Annotated in this window: 17 protein-coding genes and 1 pseudogene; 10 read left to right on the top strand and 8 right to left on the bottom strand. The window is 69.7% G+C overall.

Annotated features, from left to right (window positions below):
* Nucleotides 1-39: 39 nt before the first annotated feature.
* The 4 genes from IF88_RS0123355 (at nt 40) to IF88_RS0123340 (ending at nt 3,023) form a co-directional block, all read left to right on the top strand.
* Nucleotides 40-840 carry a hypothetical protein gene (locus IF88_RS0123355; protein WP_030715807.1) on the top strand — a complete coding sequence of 267 codons (801 nt, stop codon included), beginning with the start codon at nt 40-42 and terminating at the stop codon, nt 838-840.
* Entirely contained in the window at nt 837-1,733 is an 897-nt protein-coding gene (locus IF88_RS0123350; protein ID WP_051837416.1) for an ATP-binding cassette domain-containing protein, read from the top strand. The genes IF88_RS0123355 and IF88_RS0123350 overlap by 4 nt, the downstream gene beginning before the upstream one ends.
* 31 nt (nt 1,734-1,764) lie before the next feature.
* Nucleotides 1,765-2,202: a DUF2511 domain-containing protein gene (locus IF88_RS0123345; protein ID WP_234323661.1), complete on the top strand. Its 438-nt coding sequence runs from the start codon at nt 1,765-1,767 to the stop codon at nt 2,200-2,202.
* Between the two features lie 68 nt (nt 2,203-2,270).
* Nucleotides 2,271-3,023, top strand: a complete 753-nt coding sequence (locus IF88_RS0123340; RefSeq protein WP_051837415.1) for a helix-turn-helix transcriptional regulator — start codon at nt 2,271-2,273, stop codon at nt 3,021-3,023.
* Between the two features lie 66 nt (nt 3,024-3,089).
* Here the strand turns inward: IF88_RS0123340 and IF88_RS0123335 are convergent, their stop codons facing one another.
* Nucleotides 3,090-3,842: an ABC transporter ATP-binding protein gene (locus IF88_RS0123335; protein ID WP_051837413.1), complete on the bottom strand. Its 753-nt coding sequence runs from the start codon at nt 3,840-3,842 to the stop codon at nt 3,090-3,092.
* 2 nt (nt 3,843-3,844) lie between these two features.
* Nucleotides 3,845-4,582, bottom strand: coding sequence for an ABC transporter permease (locus IF88_RS0123330; protein WP_324617206.1), 738 nt, complete (start codon nt 4,580-4,582; stop codon nt 3,845-3,847).
* Between the two features lie 315 nt (nt 4,583-4,897).
* Here IF88_RS0123330 and IF88_RS0123325 point away from each other — a divergent pair, with 315 nt between their 5' ends.
* The 3 genes and pseudogenes from IF88_RS0123325 to IF88_RS48100 all read left to right on the top strand — a co-directional run.
* On the top strand, nt 4,898-5,245 hold the full coding sequence (locus IF88_RS0123325) for a hypothetical protein (RefSeq protein ID WP_234323660.1): 348 nt from the start codon (nt 4,898-4,900) through the stop codon (nt 5,243-5,245).
* Between the two features lie 46 nt (nt 5,246-5,291).
* Nucleotides 5,292-5,543, top strand: a complete 252-nt coding sequence (locus IF88_RS0123320; protein ID WP_030715787.1) for a hypothetical protein — start codon at nt 5,292-5,294, stop codon at nt 5,541-5,543.
* A gap of 138 nt (nt 5,544-5,681) precedes the next feature.
* A pseudogene (locus IF88_RS48100) lies at nt 5,682-5,807 on the top strand (thioesterase); the annotation flags it as partial.
* Nucleotides 5,808-5,895: 88 nt separating this feature from the next.
* On the opposite strand, the gene IF88_RS0123315 reads toward IF88_RS48100, so the two are convergent.
* Together IF88_RS0123315 and IF88_RS0123310 are read right to left on the bottom strand one after the other, a co-directional pair.
* A complete protein-coding gene (locus tag IF88_RS0123315; protein WP_051837411.1) occupies nt 5,896-6,489 on the bottom strand; it encodes a DUF5994 family protein in 594 nt (197 codons plus the stop codon).
* A gap of 169 nt (nt 6,490-6,658) precedes the next feature.
* Complete coding sequence (locus tag IF88_RS0123310) at nt 6,659-7,330, bottom strand: CBS domain-containing protein (protein WP_030715781.1); 672 nt, start codon at nt 7,328-7,330, stop codon at nt 6,659-6,661.
* Nucleotides 7,331-7,556: 226 nt separating this feature from the next.
* On the opposite strand from IF88_RS0123310, the gene IF88_RS0123305 reads away from it, so the two are divergent.
* On the top strand, nt 7,557-8,645 hold the full coding sequence (locus IF88_RS0123305; RefSeq protein WP_030715770.1) for an alcohol dehydrogenase catalytic domain-containing protein: 1,089 nt from the start codon (nt 7,557-7,559) through the stop codon (nt 8,643-8,645).
* A gap of 313 nt (nt 8,646-8,958) precedes the next feature.
* On the opposite strand, the gene IF88_RS0123300 is transcribed toward IF88_RS0123305, so the two are convergent.
* Both IF88_RS0123300 and IF88_RS0123295 read right to left on the bottom strand, forming a co-directional pair.
* Entirely contained in the window at nt 8,959-9,825 is an 867-nt protein-coding gene (locus IF88_RS0123300; protein ID WP_030715767.1) for a slipin family protein, read from the bottom strand.
* Nucleotides 9,826-9,984: 159 nt separating this feature from the next.
* Nucleotides 9,985-10,626, bottom strand: coding sequence for a CBS domain-containing protein (locus IF88_RS0123295; RefSeq protein ID WP_051837409.1), 642 nt, complete (start codon nt 10,624-10,626; stop codon nt 9,985-9,987).
* A 230-nt stretch (nt 10,627-10,856) separates the two neighbouring features.
* Between IF88_RS0123295 and IF88_RS49620 the strand changes: the two genes are divergently transcribed.
* Nucleotides 10,857-11,204, top strand: a complete 348-nt coding sequence (locus IF88_RS49620) for a hypothetical protein (protein WP_420710996.1) — start codon at nt 10,857-10,859, stop codon at nt 11,202-11,204.
* A 167-nt stretch (nt 11,205-11,371) separates the two neighbouring features.
* Complete coding sequence (locus tag IF88_RS0123285; RefSeq protein ID WP_030715759.1) at nt 11,372-13,087, top strand: GAF domain-containing protein; 1,716 nt, start codon at nt 11,372-11,374, stop codon at nt 13,085-13,087.
* 9 nt (nt 13,088-13,096) lie between these two features.
* Here the strand turns inward: IF88_RS0123285 and IF88_RS0123280 are convergent, their stop codons facing one another.
* Nucleotides 13,097-13,786, bottom strand: coding sequence for a response regulator (locus IF88_RS0123280; protein ID WP_030715756.1), 690 nt, complete (start codon nt 13,784-13,786; stop codon nt 13,097-13,099).
* A 44-nt stretch (nt 13,787-13,830) separates the two neighbouring features.
* Complete coding sequence (locus tag IF88_RS0123275; RefSeq protein ID WP_030715752.1) at nt 13,831-14,316, bottom strand: Crp/Fnr family transcriptional regulator; 486 nt, start codon at nt 14,314-14,316, stop codon at nt 13,831-13,833.
* Between the last annotated feature and the right edge of the window lie 82 nt (nt 14,317-14,398).

Genomic DNA, 14,398 nt, shown 5'->3' with positions numbered 1-14,398 from the left:
CCCTCTCCTCTCCTTAATCCCCGAGCACGAGGACCCCCCGTGACCATCCTGCTGTGGACGCTCCGCTACGAAGCCCTGATGGCCGCGCGCCGCAAAGTCGTATGGGGAGCCGTACTTCCCCTCACCCTGCTCAGCCTGCTCCTCGCCGGCAGCTCACCGGTGGTGACCGGCCACGACGACCCGGCCGCACGGGTCGGAGCCGCTGCCGTCCTCGTCACGACCCTGTGCTCGCTCGGCACGGGCCTCGCCCTGGCCGACCGCATGCGCGGGCGCGCCGGAGCCACCGGCCTGCCCGAACTGCTCACCGCCACCCCGTCCTCCCCGCTCGCCCGGGGAGCCGGCGCCCTCGCCGGGCCGATGCTCGCGGCGCTCGCCCCCGTAGCAGTGCTCTTCCTCCTGTACGCGACCGTGGTCACCGCCACCTCGGGCTCGTTCGCCCCCCTCGGTGCCGCGCTCGCCGCGCTGCTGACCTCCGTCCTGCCCGCCGCGCTCCTGGCCACTTCGCTCGCCGGGCTGATCGGAGTGCTCCTGCCGGTCGCCGCGGCCCGCGCGATCACCGTCGTGGTGTGGCTGTGGGCCTGCCACTTCCCTCCGAGCTTCTCTCCGGTCCCCACTCCCACGGGCACCGTGCTGTCCCCGCTCGCCGGTTACGCGCTGGTCGACTGGGCACACGCCCCCGCAGTGTGGGCGACGCGTGGGGGCGACGGCCCCCTGCGCCCGACCGTCACCTTCGGCACGGCTCTGCTGAACCTTGCCCTCGTTCTCGCCCTGGCCGCCGCCTGCCACCTGCTCGGCCACTTCATCGCACGCGTACGTGCCCGCCGAATCGGAGCATCGTGAACATCGTCACGGAACAGCTGAACAAGACGTACCGCGGAGGCCGACGCGCACTGGACTCCGTCGACCTGCACATCGACCGGGGCACCGTGGGCCTTCTCGGTGCCAACGGGGCCGGCAAGACCACACTGCTGAGGATTCTCACCGGCGTGCTGCGCCCGACCTCGGGGCGCGTGGAGGTCGCCGGGCACGATCTGTCGACGACCGGGGGACTCACCGGCGCCAAGCGCTCACTCGGCTACCTCCCTCAGGAACTGTCCCTGTACCCCGACTTGACCGCGCGCGAATTCCTGGACTACATCGGCGTCCTCAAGGGAATGGAAGACAAGCGGGAGCGGCGCGCGCAGGCCGAGAGCCGCCTCGCCGAGGTCGGCCTGGGGGACCGGGCGGGCGATCGGCTCTCCAGCTTCTCGGGCGGTATGCAACGCCGGGTCGGCATCGCACAGGCGCTGATGGGCGACCCGGCCGTACTGATCGTCGACGAACCGACCACCGGACTCGACCCGCACGAGCGGATGAGGTTCCGGACCCTCCTCGCGGGGCTCGGCCAGAACCGCACCGTCCTGCTGTCCACACACATCCTGGACGACGTGGCCCAGACCTGCCCCGAGGTGGCGGTGCTCGCCGCCGGACGGCTGGTCTTCCACGACACCACGTCAGCCCTCGCGGGACTCGGTGCGGGTATCACCTATCTGCACCGCACCCACGGTGCACCCCCGGCCGATGTGGAAGTGGTGAGCGCCGTGGCCACCGCCGAAGGGTCCGAGTACCGCATCGTCACCCCCCGGCCGCCGGCCGGGGCACGCCCGGTCGAACCGTCGTTGGAGGACGGGTACGCCGCCCTGCTCGGGGCGGGCCGCCGGGCAGCGGAGAGCGCGGGCCCCAGTGGCCGGTGACACTTCCTGCTCCGAACAGAAAGGCATCCCCATGAGCCGTACCGAGCCCTTCAGTATCGGTCGCCGCTTCCGCACCGCGGGCCTGGTCCTCGCGTGCGTGACCGCCGTCGCCACCCTGGCCGCCTGCGGAGGCGAGGCGGTGAGCGATGCGGACAAGCCGGTACCTCTGCCCAGTCCTACGGGCACCAGTCAAGAGGTGAGGAAGGAGAACCTGCGCCACGTCTGGCCACTGACCGTCGACAGCGCCGTCATGGAATGCCGGGGCGGCGACCAGGCCGTCGTCACCGTTCCCGACGGGACGGTCTACGCGCTCAACGACCGTGCGGCCGCAGCAGGATACGCCGATCCCCGGCCGGTACGTGCGAAGGGAGAGAACGGTGACGAGATCAGCCTGGGACCCATGCTCAGCCGGACCCTGAAACTCTGCAGGGCCCACCAGGAGCAGGCTCCCGCCACCCGCCCCTCTTGAGCATCTGTCGAACACACCGAAGGAGCACGCAATAGAACTGCCTGCACGACAGTAAGGAACGAAACATCATGGGGGAAAAGATGTTGCTTCGTGAAACACAAACGCACGACCGCGTCACCAGTACCGACCGGAAGCACAAGCGAACTCGCCGGGTCGACCGCGAGTTCCAGATAATCGTCCACTCCGGATTCAAGGAGCACTTCGACCATCCGGAGAGTGCGCCCTCTGTTTTCAGTGCTCTTCGCTCAGGCGTGTCCCGTATCGACTTCGCCGACGACGCGGAACTCACCGCCACCGCCGCCGGACCGATCGACGTGCCGATCCTGGTCCCGGTGATCAGCGAGTTCCAGGCGGAGACGATACGCACCATCCGGATGCGTCATCCGCTGTCCCTGATCACCGCCGTCACCGACGATGTCACAGGACATCTCACCTACGGCGCCATCAGGTCGGGAGCGAAGTTCGTACTCAACCTCGCGATACCCGCCGAGCGCCAGCTCGATCTTCTCTTCGCCCAGTTCCACACGCATTTCCAACCTCGTACGTGCCTCACCCAGACAGCACCCGGCTCCCCACAAGTCGCCGGCACCCCTCGTGACCACGGCCCGGCCCGGCCGCCGGCTCCGTCCACGAGGCAGGGCCGCCCTGTTCAGGATGCGGAACTCATGCGCTTGCTCTGTACGCCCATGACGGTCGCCGAAATCGCCCGCCGTCACTACTGTTCCGAGCGGTCGATGTACCGCCGTATCCGACAGCTCTACAACGAGGTCGGCGTCCGCGGCCGCACCGAGCTGATGGTGAGGGCGTCGATGCCCGCGTAACCGCGCCTCATTCTGCCCGGCCGCCGGGTGGGGGGTACTGGCTACCCCCCACCCGGCGGCTTTCGTTCATCGGATCTTCATGTCGGCGCCTTCCAGCAACTGGAAGAACCCGGCCTCCAGGTCCCCGTTCCTCGCCAGCCCTTCCAACGGACCCTCGTACTGGGTCCGGCCGGCGACGAGCACCTGTACCCGGTCGCAGATCTGTGCCACTTCCGCCAGCTGGTGACTGGCGATCAGTACGGCCGCCCCCTCGCTCGCCAACGTCCGGATGATGCCGCGCATCTCGCGGATGCCCACCGGGTCGAGGCCATTGGTCGGCTCGTCCAGCACGATCAGTCGCGGCTGCGCGAGCAGAGCCACGGCGATCCCCAGACGCCAGCGCATACCCAGAGAATAGGTCGAGACCTTCCGTGCCCGCGCCTCGGTCATCCTGACCACCCGCAGGGCGGGTTCGGCCCACTCCAGCGGTACCCCGCGCAGTTTGGCATGGACCCTGAGCGTCTCGTCCGCCGTCAGGTTCGGCCACAGACCCGGTACTTCGATCAGGGCGCCGACCTGAGCCAGCGTCTCCCGGCCGATGGGCTCGCCGAAGATCTGAATGGTTCCGGAAGTGGGCCGCTGCAGTCCGAGCAGAGCCTTCATCAGGGTCGTCTTACCGGCGCCGTTGGGGCCGAGCAGGCCGTACACCTCGCCGGCCCTGACCGTGAGGTCCACCCCGTCCAGCGCGCGGTGCCCCCCGTAGTGCTTGTGCAGCTCCTTGATCGACAGGGCGATGCCGCCATGCCCGCCGTCTCCCGAACCATGCGTGGTCTCATACATGTTCAGATTTCCTTACGGGTCATGTGAATCGCGCCCAGGACCAGCAGCACCCCGGTGAGGACGGCGCTGAGAGCGAGCGCCTGAGGAATGACTGCCATGGAGTTCACGGGGCTGTCCGGCGGAAGCGGTACACCGTTCGGGCCGATGCCGGCCAGTGGCAGTACGACCCGCATCGGCCACGCGAACGGGACGGCGTACCAGAAATCCTTGTCGGAGACGAGTGCACCGCACAGCAGTCCCGCGATTCCGGCTCCGAGGCTCGGTCCCATTCCCCACAGCACTGCCACCAGCACGGCGAGCGCTGTCATGGCCAGCCCCGCCAGCCACGGCAGATAGACGGCCGCTGCGACCGTCCCCATTCCGTCGGGGAACTGGCCGCTGAGCAGCGCGCCCATCGCCAGCATGACCAGGAGCACGGTCGACGAAACGAACCCGAGGACACCCAGCGCGGCGAATTTCCCGACGAAGTAACGGCCGCGGGGCACTCCGTAGGACAGCATCAGACGCCAGGCGTCCTGATCGGCCCGGACCGAGAGGGCGGCCGCGAGTCCGGCGGTCATCGGGATGAGGACCCCCCAGAACTCCAGCGTTACGTTGCGGAACACCTCGAAGGTCCGTTCCGAATCCGCGTCCGCCGCGCCGAGCGACCCCAGAAAGAGAGGAATCGTGATGATCACGGGCGAGACGAGGTGGTACCAGAACACGAATCCCCGCCTGTTGCGCGCGAGTTCCGTGCCCACCACGGTCAGCGTTGAAGGGTCGTCCCGCCGTACGGGGCGAGGCGGTGCGACCGATCCTTGGCGCATGAAGTTCTCCTGTTCGGCGAAAGGCGCGTGCATGGAGGTACGTAGCCCTTTCCGCTCGCCCGGTTCACGCTCCGAGTTCACCCGGATCCGAAGGCAGGTTCCTGACACCGCACTGCCAACTCCGCCCCGCAGAACCCAATTCGGCGACGAGAGATGCGAGTCTCGGGATACCGCCGAGGTCAGCCCTGGTGCTCACCCGCGGCGGACTTGGAACATGCACTGCTCTTTACCGACTCTGGAGGACCTGCGATGTCCCTCATCAAGACGTACCGCTCCCACACTCTGGCCGCTGCAGGCCTTGCCCTGGCCGCGACCGCTCTGCTGGCCCCGACCGCCTCGGCTGCTCCGGTGACGGGCACGTCCTCTGCCGCGGTATCCGTGTCCGAGGCTTCGCAGGCGAAGTTCGGCATACAGAAGGTCTGGCACGCCACTGTCCAGTGCCAGATCGTTCGCATCAGCGACAACAATGTCGTTGGATACGACCGGGCCGACGGCACGGGTAACACCGAGCAGGCCGCCGTTACGGACGCGGCCCGCAACATCCCCGTCCCGTCCGGTCACTACAAGCGCCACTGCGACACCAAGCGCATCTGGTAGGACCACCAGAGTCGCGCTCGTCGCCCACCGGGAAGAGAGCGACCCGATGACATCCGAGAGCCCACGCGTCCACGAGATCCGCCTCGGCCTGTATGCCACCCCCGCACAGGCCGAGGAGATCAAAGAGCGCATCACGCGGCTGCTGTGCCCGGAGCCCGAGCACGCACCGCCGTGCCCCGTTCCCTGGTCCGTCAGCCTGCTCGACCGTTCGGCCGAGACGGACGACGCCGGTGACGGCGTCCCGTACCAGGAGCTGATCGACCAGGCGCGGGCCGAACAGGGCACACGGGAGTCCTGAAAGCACGACGACCGACCACGCTGCCCTGCACCTCGATCAGGTGCAGGGCAGCGTGCTGTCCACCCGGCACATCCACGGCCCCAGAAACCACAACCTGGGGGTGCGCCGCTCCACCCGGCCGGCGGCGCTGAACACCGCTTGGTGCGTTTCCCGCACGCGGGAGGATCCGCCCCCTTCTACTTCCCGGTCTCCGCGGCCCTGAGCCCCCGTGTGGACGCGGCCGCGGTGATGTACCCGGGGCGCCAGGACCGCTGTCTGGACCCGCATGGATGACGTGGTCTCCCCGCACCCGAACGCACGAACGGTGACCAGTACATGCTGGTCACCGCTTGCGGTCAGGCCGATGCCGGGCTCACCACCATGCGCCGGCGGACAGGGGGCCGACCGGTTGCCTGGCGGGGGACCCGATGGGGGACATGCCAGCTCCGCCTTCGTCCTCCCAGGCGTCTTCCCGGCTGCGGACGTCGGGCCTTCGGCCGATGACGGCTTCGGCGGCGATCAGTGCGCCCGCGGTGAGGACGCTGCCGGGGACGGAGGCCGCTGCCATCAGGCGGGCCGCGGCGGCGGGTGCGGTCTGGGGTGGGACGACGAGGAGGTCCCAGCGGCCTACGGTGTAGGAAAGCACGATCAGTTTGTCGGGGTCCTGTTCGGTGAACCAGCCCACGTGCACGGTGTGCCCGGCGACGGGCACCTTGGGCGGAATGACCGGCCAGCGGTCGGGGTTCACAGTGACGCGGGTGATGCGCCCCCAGGGCTCGGCCAAGGCGGCTACGAGGACCGGGAGTTCGGCCTCGAGATCACGGGAGCGGGGCCACCAGGCGCCGTCCAGTTGCCCAGCGAGGGCGGTCTTCGGCGTGAGCACGATGCGAGCGCGGCGAGGAGGCGTGACGGCGGGAAGCACGGGTGACGTGGTGGCAGCTGCGGCACGTTCCAGGGCGATGGTCATGGTGAAGACCTGTCCCCGGGCCGCCCGCAGTTTGACGGCCCGGCGTATTGATCGCCGGAAATGGCACCTGAGTTGCATCCGGTGCGCGAAATACTCCCGGTATCTCCACCCTACTCCGGTACGGGGATCAAAGGGGGTTCTGACCAGGTATTTCGGCTGAGATGGAGGTTCACGCTCCGGCTGTCTGCGCGGCCGACGTGGTCAGGGCGCAGTTGACGTCGACCACGCCTTCCACGGCGCGTGCGAGGCGTGCTGCCACCGGAATGAGCGATGCGTCGAGGATCCCGCCGGAGAGGGTGACCACGCCCTGGTGGACGTCGACCCGCACCCTGTGCAGTGCGAGCGGGAACAGCCGGCCGACCACCTCGCGCTGTACCTCTTCCGCCAGTTCACCGTCCGGCCGTAGGAACACCTTGAGCAGATCGGTGCGGCTGACGATGCCCTGGAGGGCGCCGGCCGGGTCGATGACCAGCAGTCGTTTGATGTGCCGTTCCGCCATGAGCCGGGCCGCCTGGGACAGGGTGGTATCGGGCGGAACGGTGACGGCGGGGGTCGTCATCAGGTCCTTGGCCAGGGTCGAGCCGGCCTTCAGCGTGTCACCCAGCCGCCGCATCTGCTCGATGAGGCCGGGACCGTGAGCGCGGAACTCCTCTTTCGGAAGCAGGTCGGCTTCCGAGACCACACCGACGATCCTGCTCGCGCCCTGGCCTTCGATGACCGGTACTGCCGTCACCTGCCACTGCTGCATGACGGCGACGATCTCCTTGAATTCGGCGAGGGGTGTGACGCTGACGACGATTCTCGTCATCACGTCATGGACGAGATGCGGACGGGAGGTCATGGCATGGTCCTCGATGGGAAAGCGGAAGGTTTCCGGGCTGTCATGGAGATCGGCGGTCGTCCCCGTGAAGGAGACCCCGCCACCTACCATCACATCCCTGCGGCACGGGCCGGACGGGCCTGTCAGGCCCCGGTGCGGGCCCGTCCGGCCCTGTCCGGGAAGCGAGAGGCGGGCACAGCATGAGGTGACCTGTGCCGGAGCACGGGAGACAGAGAGAGGTGGCGTCATGAAGGCACTCGTTTTCCAGGGGCCGGGGCACACCGCGTGGCAGGAGGTGCCGGATCCGGGCATCCAGGACCCCGGCGACGTGATCGTGCGCGTCGACATCGTGACCATTTGCGGTACGGACCTGCACATCGTCAAGGGGGACCTGCCGGAGGTGGTTCCCGGCCGGGTGCTCGGTCACGAGGCCGTGGGCACGGTGGTGGAGAGCGGCGGTGACGTCCGCTCGGTGCGGCCCGGTGACCGGGTGCTGGTGTCCTGCGTCTCCTCGTGCGGCCGGTGCCGGTTCTGCCGTGATAGCCGCTACGGACAGTGCCGAGGGGGCGGCGGTTGGGTACTCGGGCACACCGTCGACGGCACCCAGGCGGAATACGTCCGCGTGCCGTTCGCCGACCTTTCCGTGTACCCGCTGCCGAGCACGGTCGACAGCGCCGATGCCGTCCTGCTGGCGGACATCTTCCCGACCTCCTACGAGGTGGGGGTGTTGAACGGCAACGTGCGGCCCGGGGACACCGTCGTCGTGGTCGGCGCCGGACCCGTGGGGCTCGCGGCCATCACCACGTCCCGGCTCTACTCGCCGGCCCGCGTCATCGTCGTCGACCTCGTGCCGTCCCGGCTGGCGAAGGCGCGGGAGCTGGGGGCGGACGCGGTCGTGAACGCCGCCGAGGAACCGGAGATGCTCGTGGGCGACCTGACCGACGGTCTCGGTGCCGATGTCGTCATGGAAGCCGTCGGCGTGCCCGAGACCTTCGAGATGTGCACCCGCATGGTCCGCCCGGGGGGCCGGGTCGCGAACATCGGCGTCCACGGCGAACCGGCCACCCTGCACCTCGAGGACCTGTGGATCAAGGACGTCACCATCACCACCGGGCTCGTGGACACCAGCTCCACTCCGATGCTGCTGCGCATGCTGGCGGCCGGACGGCTGCCGACCTCTTCGCTGATCAGCCATCGCTTCGAACTGGGACAGATGGAGGAGGCGTACGAGGTGTTCTCCCGCGCCGGTGACACGGGCGCGCTGAAGGTCGTACTGGGCGGGCCGCGCCACGACGACCTGGCCGTTTCGAACCCTTCGCGCGTCCAGAAGGCCTGACGGCCCGGGTGCGGCACGTCGCGGGGGCCGGTCGGCCCCCGCGTCTGATCCCGTCGGCCCTGCCCCCACGGACGTCCCACGGGGTGACTCTGAAGTGCGGACCCCTTCCGGTTCCGCTCCCGAAGGGGTGATCCACCATGCCTCGATCCAGATCTCGGCCCCTCGACCCCGGCCATCCGTCCCCCGCCCTGCGCACACCGTCGGGACGCGTCGCCCCCGCGAGCCAACGAATGCCCCGCAGGCACTCCGTGTGGCCGACAGTCGGTACCGCCGTGCGGAGGTTTTGCCTCCGCACGGCGGTACCGACTGCCGACTACACGGCTTTTGACGCTCCGTTCGGCTGAGGAGGGCGGGGGATCGTCGTAGCGAGCTCTGCGATGGGCGGTGCCTGGACCGGAGCGGCGGTGGCGGCCGCGGTTTCGCGGGCGAGGAAGGCGCCGAGTTCGCCGATGGTGCTCATGAGCGGTGCGGGGAAGACCACGGTGGTGTTCTTGTCGACGCCGATCTCCACGAGGCTCTGCAGATTGCGCAGTTGCAGGGCGAGGGGGTGGGCCATCATCGTGTCGGAGGCGTCGCCGAGCGCGGCGGCGGCCATCGATTCACCCTCCGCGTTGATGATCTTGGCCCTCTTCTCCCGTTCGGCCTCGGCCTGGCGGGCCATCGCGCGCTTCATGCTGTCGGGCAGCTGGATGTCCTTCAGCTCGACCAGGGTGACCTCGACGCCCCATTCGGCGGTGGTGACGTCGAGGATCTCGCGGATGTCGAGGTTGATGCGGTCGGTCTCCGACAGGGTTTCGTCGAGGGTGTGCTGGCCGACGACCTTGCGCAGGGTGGTCTGCGCGATCTGGTTGATGGCCGGGCCCACGCTCTCGATCGCGATGACCGACTTCACGGCGTCGACGACGCGGAAGTAGGCGACCGCCGAGACATCGACGCTGACATTGTCCCGGGTGATGATGCCCTGGGACTGGATGGGCATGGTGATGATCCGCAAGGACACCCGGTGCAGGACGTCCGCGAACGGCACGATGACCCGCAGGCCCGGCGCGCGGGTCCCGGTGAGCCGGCCGAAGCGGAACAGCACGCCCTGCTCGTACTGCTTGACGATCTTCAAGGCCATCGGCAGCCCTATCAGGGCAACGACGGCCAGGGCGATCAGCGCGAAGATCAGGACTTCCATGAAGGTGCTCCTCAAGAAGTGCGGGGGCGGAGCGAGGGAATGACCCGGGTCCGTCCGCAGGACTCGGCACCTCTGCGCTCGGGGGCGGCGAGCCTGCCTCCTTCCATGCTCGCGCGGTGCGAGTGGGGCGGGCAGGGGCCGAACGGTCCACACCCTGGATCAGCGGGGTGCGTCCTCGGTACCGCGGTCCAGTGGAGCGGTGCGGGTGCGGGTGCGGGTGGGGGTGTCGTCGGAGTGGGCCGTGAGCCGGTCGGTGACCGCGACCACGCCGTCCAACTGTCCGGCGAGACGGAGTGCGATGGGGATCTGGCTGCTCGCGGGCAGGCGGCCGGCCAGGGTGACGACCCCGTCCACTACGCTCACGCTCACGGCGTCGGCGCCGATGCCCATCGTGCCCGCCAGCACGTCCTCGACCAGTACACGGCGTATCTCGTGGTCCGGCCGGAGGAACACGCGCAGCAGGTCCCGGCGGGTCACGATGCCGACCAGACGGTCCTCGTCGTCGATCACCGGCAGCCGCGTGACGCCGCGTCGGGTGATGAGGCGGGCGGCCTCGGTGACCGTCTGTTCGGCATGGATCGTGACGGCCGGCGCGGTCATCAAGTCCTGAGCGGTGAGATGGTCTTGGACGAGCAGATCAGTCCGCGAAACGACTCCGAGGACGCGCTCGTCCGCGTCCACGACCGGCACGCCGCCGATGTCGTGCTCGACGAGCAGCGCGGCGACGTCGGTGGACGGTGTCCTTCCGAGGACCGAAACGACCTCGTCAGTCATCAGGAAGCCGACCTTGGCATGCTTCATGTGCGGCCCTCCTGTCGGCATTGGGCCAGTGAGAGCACCTTGCGGAGCGGCCCTCATCAGCCACCATCCGCCCCGTACGCCCGCGGTGCGAGGGGCCGAACGGTCCTGTGTCAGGCCTGATCGGTCCCCCTGCGGTGCGCGGCCGGTGAGGCGGTGCGGGGTGGGCAAGGGACCTTCGGTCCCTTGACTGACCCTTGCGGCCCGTTCCTCGCGCGGGCTCGGGCTGCAGTGTGAAGGCACTCCCCGACGCTGTTCGACAGAGGAGGAAGCCATGGAAGGCTCCGCCCCACACCAGCCCGGAGGCCCTCGAAGAGGCCGCGGTCCGGGCGCGTGAGCGCCACCCCGGGACGGAACCGGCGCTGACCCGCGAGGTGCTCACCGGGCACCCGGTGGAGTGCCTCGCCGAGGCGGCTGAGGATGCCCTGGCCCTGGCCCTGGCCCTGGCCCTGGCCCTGGCCCTGGCCCTGGTCGTGGACCGGCGGGGCAGGGGCGGTTGCACGGGCATCCGGCTCGGATCGGTCGTCCACGGGCGGCTGCACCGTGCCCACTGCCCTGTCGTCACTGTCCCGGGCAGGTGAACGGGGGCCAAGCCCTCGCTCGTGGGCAACAGCCTGACCGGATTCGCCACGGCTCGACCCCTCATGCCCGTCACCCAGGGCTTCGACCATGACCGGCCGCGGGCAGGGGGGACTACGCTGAAGGCCGGGCTGGTGCGCAGAGCCCCTCGATGCCGGTGGAGGTGTCCATGGTCGAGGACGATCGCGACGCGCCGGCGAGCCGGATTCCGCAGCCGAGACTGGACGCGCTCCAGGCAGAGATCACCGACGCGCGGGGTACCCGTGACCGGCTGACAGGCCTGCTGGAAGCGGTCATGTCGCTGGGGCAGGAACTGGACCTGGCCCAGGTGCTGCGCGGCATCGTGGAGGCCGCGGTCGTCCTCGTGGACGCGGAGTACGGTGCGCTGGGCGTGGTGGGGGAGGACGACGAGAAGCTCGCCGAGTTCCTCCCGGTGAACATCAGCGACCAGCTCCGGGCGCGGATCGGAGCCCTGCCCACCGGCCACGGCCTGCTGGGCGAGCTGATCAGGCACCCGCGGCCCCTGCGTCTGGGAGATCTCTCGGAACACCCGGCCTCCGCCGGCTTTCCGGAGCACCACCCGCCGATGCGTTCCTTCCTCGGCGTACCGATCCGGGTCCGGGGCGAGGTGTTCGGCAATCTCTACCTGACGGAGAAGCGGGGCGGGAGGGGCTTCGACGCGGAGGACGAGGGGGTCCTGTCCACCCTCGCGATTGCCGCCGGTGTCGCCGTGGACAACGCCCGTTTGTACGAGGAGGTCCGACTTCGGGAGCGCTGGCTGGAGGCCGGCTCGGACTTCACGAGCGCGTTGCTGTCGGGCTCCTCCGAGATCGAGGTACTGGAAGGCATGCTCGAGCGGGCCAGGGACATCATCTCCGCCGAGATGTGCGTCTTCTACCAGGTGGGGCCCAGCGGCGAGCTGCGCGGGTCGTTGGCCCTGGGGGAGGGGGCGGAGGCGCACCGCGGGATCGTGCTGCCCGGCGGCGAGGGGATCCTGGCCGCCCTCGCCCTGGCACGGGACGGTCTGGTCACCTTGGGCGACGTGGCCACCGATGCCCGGATCGCGGCGCAGCCGGACGCCTGGACGGGCTTCGGGCCGGCTGTAGCGGTCATGGTGGGCACACGGGCAAAGCTGAGGGGCGTGCTGATGCTGGCGAGGCGTACCGGTCGGCGGGCGTTCGCCGGGGCCGAGGTCGCGCCCCTGCCCGGCTTCGCGGGGCAGGCCGCCCTGGCGCTGGAGCTGGCGGACCGGCGCCGGGACAGTGAGCAGGTGAGCTTGCTGGAGGACCGTGACCGGATCGCCCGCGACCTGCACGATCTCGCGATCCAGCGGCTCTTCGCGACCGGGATGACGCTGCAGAGCGCCCGGCGCTTCGTGGAGCACCCTGAGGCGTCCGAGCGGCTGAGCCGGTCGATCGACGACCTGGACGAGACGATCAAGATCATCCGTACGACCATCTTCGGCCTCCGCGACCACGAGGCGGCGGGCAGCCCGAGGCTCCGGGCCCGCGCGGTGCGCGCCGTGGGCGCGGCGGCGGCGGTACTGGGCTTCGCCCCCGCCCTGCGCATGGAGGGACTGATCGACACGGATGTGCCAGTGCCGGTCGCCGACCACGTGGTGGCCGTGCTGGGCGAAGCCCTGACCAACGTGGCCCGGCACTCGCGGGCGGCGCGGGCGGAGGTCGGGATCGTCCTGGCGGACGGCGTGCTGGCCGTGACGGTGAGTGACGACGGGGTGGGTTTCACGGACGGTGGCCGTCGAAGCGGTCTGCGCAACCTCGCGGAGCGCGCCGAAGCCTGCGGGGGCGGACTGTCCGTCTCACCGCGTCCGAACGGTGGCGGAACCCTTCTGGAATGGCGGATCCCGATTGAACCTGCTCCGTGAGCGCGGGCCTCAGTGGCCGATGTCGTCGTGCTCGCGGACCTCGGCGGCGATGACGGCGGCCTGGACGCGGCGTTCGACGCCCAGTTTGGCGAGGAGCCGGGAGATGTGGTTCTTGACCGTCTTCTCGGAGAGGAAGAGACGTTTGCCGATCTGCCGGTTGGTGAGGCCCTCGCCGATGAGCTCGAGTACGGCGCGCTCGCGTTCGGAGAGGACCGTCAGCCGCTCGTCCCCGGGCGGCTTCCCGGCGGTCGGGCCCCGGAGCGAACTCATCAGGCGGGCGGTGGTCGCCGGGTCGAGCATCGACTGCCCCGTCGCCACCGTCCGTACGGCGGCGACCAGGTCCGAGCCCTTGATCTGCTTCAGTACGTACCCCGCGGCGCCGGCCATGATCGCGTCGAGGAGGGCGTCCTCGTCGTCGAAGGACGTCAGCATGAGACAGGCCAGGTCCGGCATGCGCGAGCGCAGCTCGCGGCAGACGGTGATTCCGTCGCTGTCAGGCAGACGGACGTCGAGCACCGCGACGTCGGGCCGCAGGGCGGGCCCCCGGGCCAGGGCCTGGGCGGCCGTGCCCGCCTCGCCCACCACCTCGATGTCGGGCTCGGAATCCAGCAGGTCGTGCAGGCCGCGGCGGACGACCTCGTGGTCGTCGAGGAGGAACACCCGGGTGGGCGCCGGGGCGGCAGCTGGTGCATCGGACATCCACGCCACACCCTCGGGTCGGGATACGTCTGGGGACAATTGTCTCAGATACCGCTTCCGCTGCCGTGGGGCGCGTACAGGTCGAGGAGCCGGACGTGGGTGGAGACGAGCCGGTGGGCGAGCACCTGACCCACCCACTGCCACATCGCGGAGGCGAGCGCGGGGTCGGCGTCCATCAGCTCGCGCACGGCGGCGGCGTCGAACTCGTCGGTGCGCACGGGCGTCTTGGCCTCGGCGCCGAAATGCCAGGTGTAGGGGCGGAACAGCCAGGACCAGCCGACGAGCTCGCCAGGACCGACCGTCTCGACCACCGCGGCCTGCCGTCCGGGAACGTGCACGTCCATGCCGACGTTCCCCGACCGGATGACCCAGAAGTGGCTGGTGTGCCCACCCTGGTTGAACATGCGCGCGCCGGCGGGGAAGTCCGCCCGGTGGGCGAGGGCCAGCAGGCTGCCGCGTTGGTCCGGGGAGAAGGCGTGGTCGAAGCGGTTGGGGGAGGAGGTGAGCCGGTGAGGGGAAGAGGTGCTCATGGCGGTTCTCCGTTCGGGTCCGCTTCCACTCTCCGTCGGTGGCGGCCGGCCCGGAAAGGGCCGTTCGGTACCTTTCCGGACC

The sequence above is a fragment of the Streptomyces sp. NRRL F-2580 genome, assembly GCF_000720115.1.
Lineage (GTDB): Bacteria > Actinomycetota > Actinomycetes > Streptomycetales > Streptomycetaceae > Streptomyces.
This window is presented reverse-complemented; position numbering and strand designations above follow the sequence as displayed.

Coding starts and splice junctions, on each gene's coding strand:
- IF88_RS0123345 (WP_234323661.1), top strand. CDS start 1,765: ATGAGCCGTACCGAGCCCTTCAGTATCGGTCGCCGCTTCCGCACCGCG.
- IF88_RS0123340 (WP_051837415.1), top strand. CDS start 2,271: ATGGGGGAAAAGATGTTGCTTCGTGAAACACAAACGCACGACCGCGTC.
- IF88_RS0123335 (WP_051837413.1), bottom strand. CDS start 3,842: ATGTATGAGACCACGCATGGTTCGGGAGACGGCGGGCATGGCGGCATC.
- IF88_RS0123325 (WP_234323660.1), top strand. CDS start 4,898: ATGTCCCTCATCAAGACGTACCGCTCCCACACTCTGGCCGCTGCAGGC.
- IF88_RS0123320 (WP_030715787.1), top strand. CDS start 5,292: ATGACATCCGAGAGCCCACGCGTCCACGAGATCCGCCTCGGCCTGTAT.
- IF88_RS0123315 (WP_051837411.1), bottom strand. CDS start 6,489: ATGACCATCGCCCTGGAACGTGCCGCAGCTGCCACCACGTCACCCGTG.
- IF88_RS0123310 (WP_030715781.1), bottom strand. CDS start 7,330: ATGACCTCCCGTCCGCATCTCGTCCATGACGTGATGACGAGAATCGTC.
- IF88_RS0123305 (WP_030715770.1), top strand. CDS start 7,557: ATGAAGGCACTCGTTTTCCAGGGGCCGGGGCACACCGCGTGGCAGGAG.
- IF88_RS0123300 (WP_030715767.1), bottom strand. CDS start 9,825: ATGGAAGTCCTGATCTTCGCGCTGATCGCCCTGGCCGTCGTTGCCCTG.
- IF88_RS0123295 (WP_051837409.1), bottom strand. CDS start 10,626: ATGAAGCATGCCAAGGTCGGCTTCCTGATGACTGACGAGGTCGTTTCG.
- IF88_RS0123285 (WP_030715759.1), top strand. CDS start 11,372: ATGGTCGAGGACGATCGCGACGCGCCGGCGAGCCGGATTCCGCAGCCG.
- IF88_RS0123280 (WP_030715756.1), bottom strand. CDS start 13,786: ATGTCCGATGCACCAGCTGCCGCCCCGGCGCCCACCCGGGTGTTCCTC.
- IF88_RS0123275 (WP_030715752.1), bottom strand. CDS start 14,316: ATGAGCACCTCTTCCCCTCACCGGCTCACCTCCTCCCCCAACCGCTTC.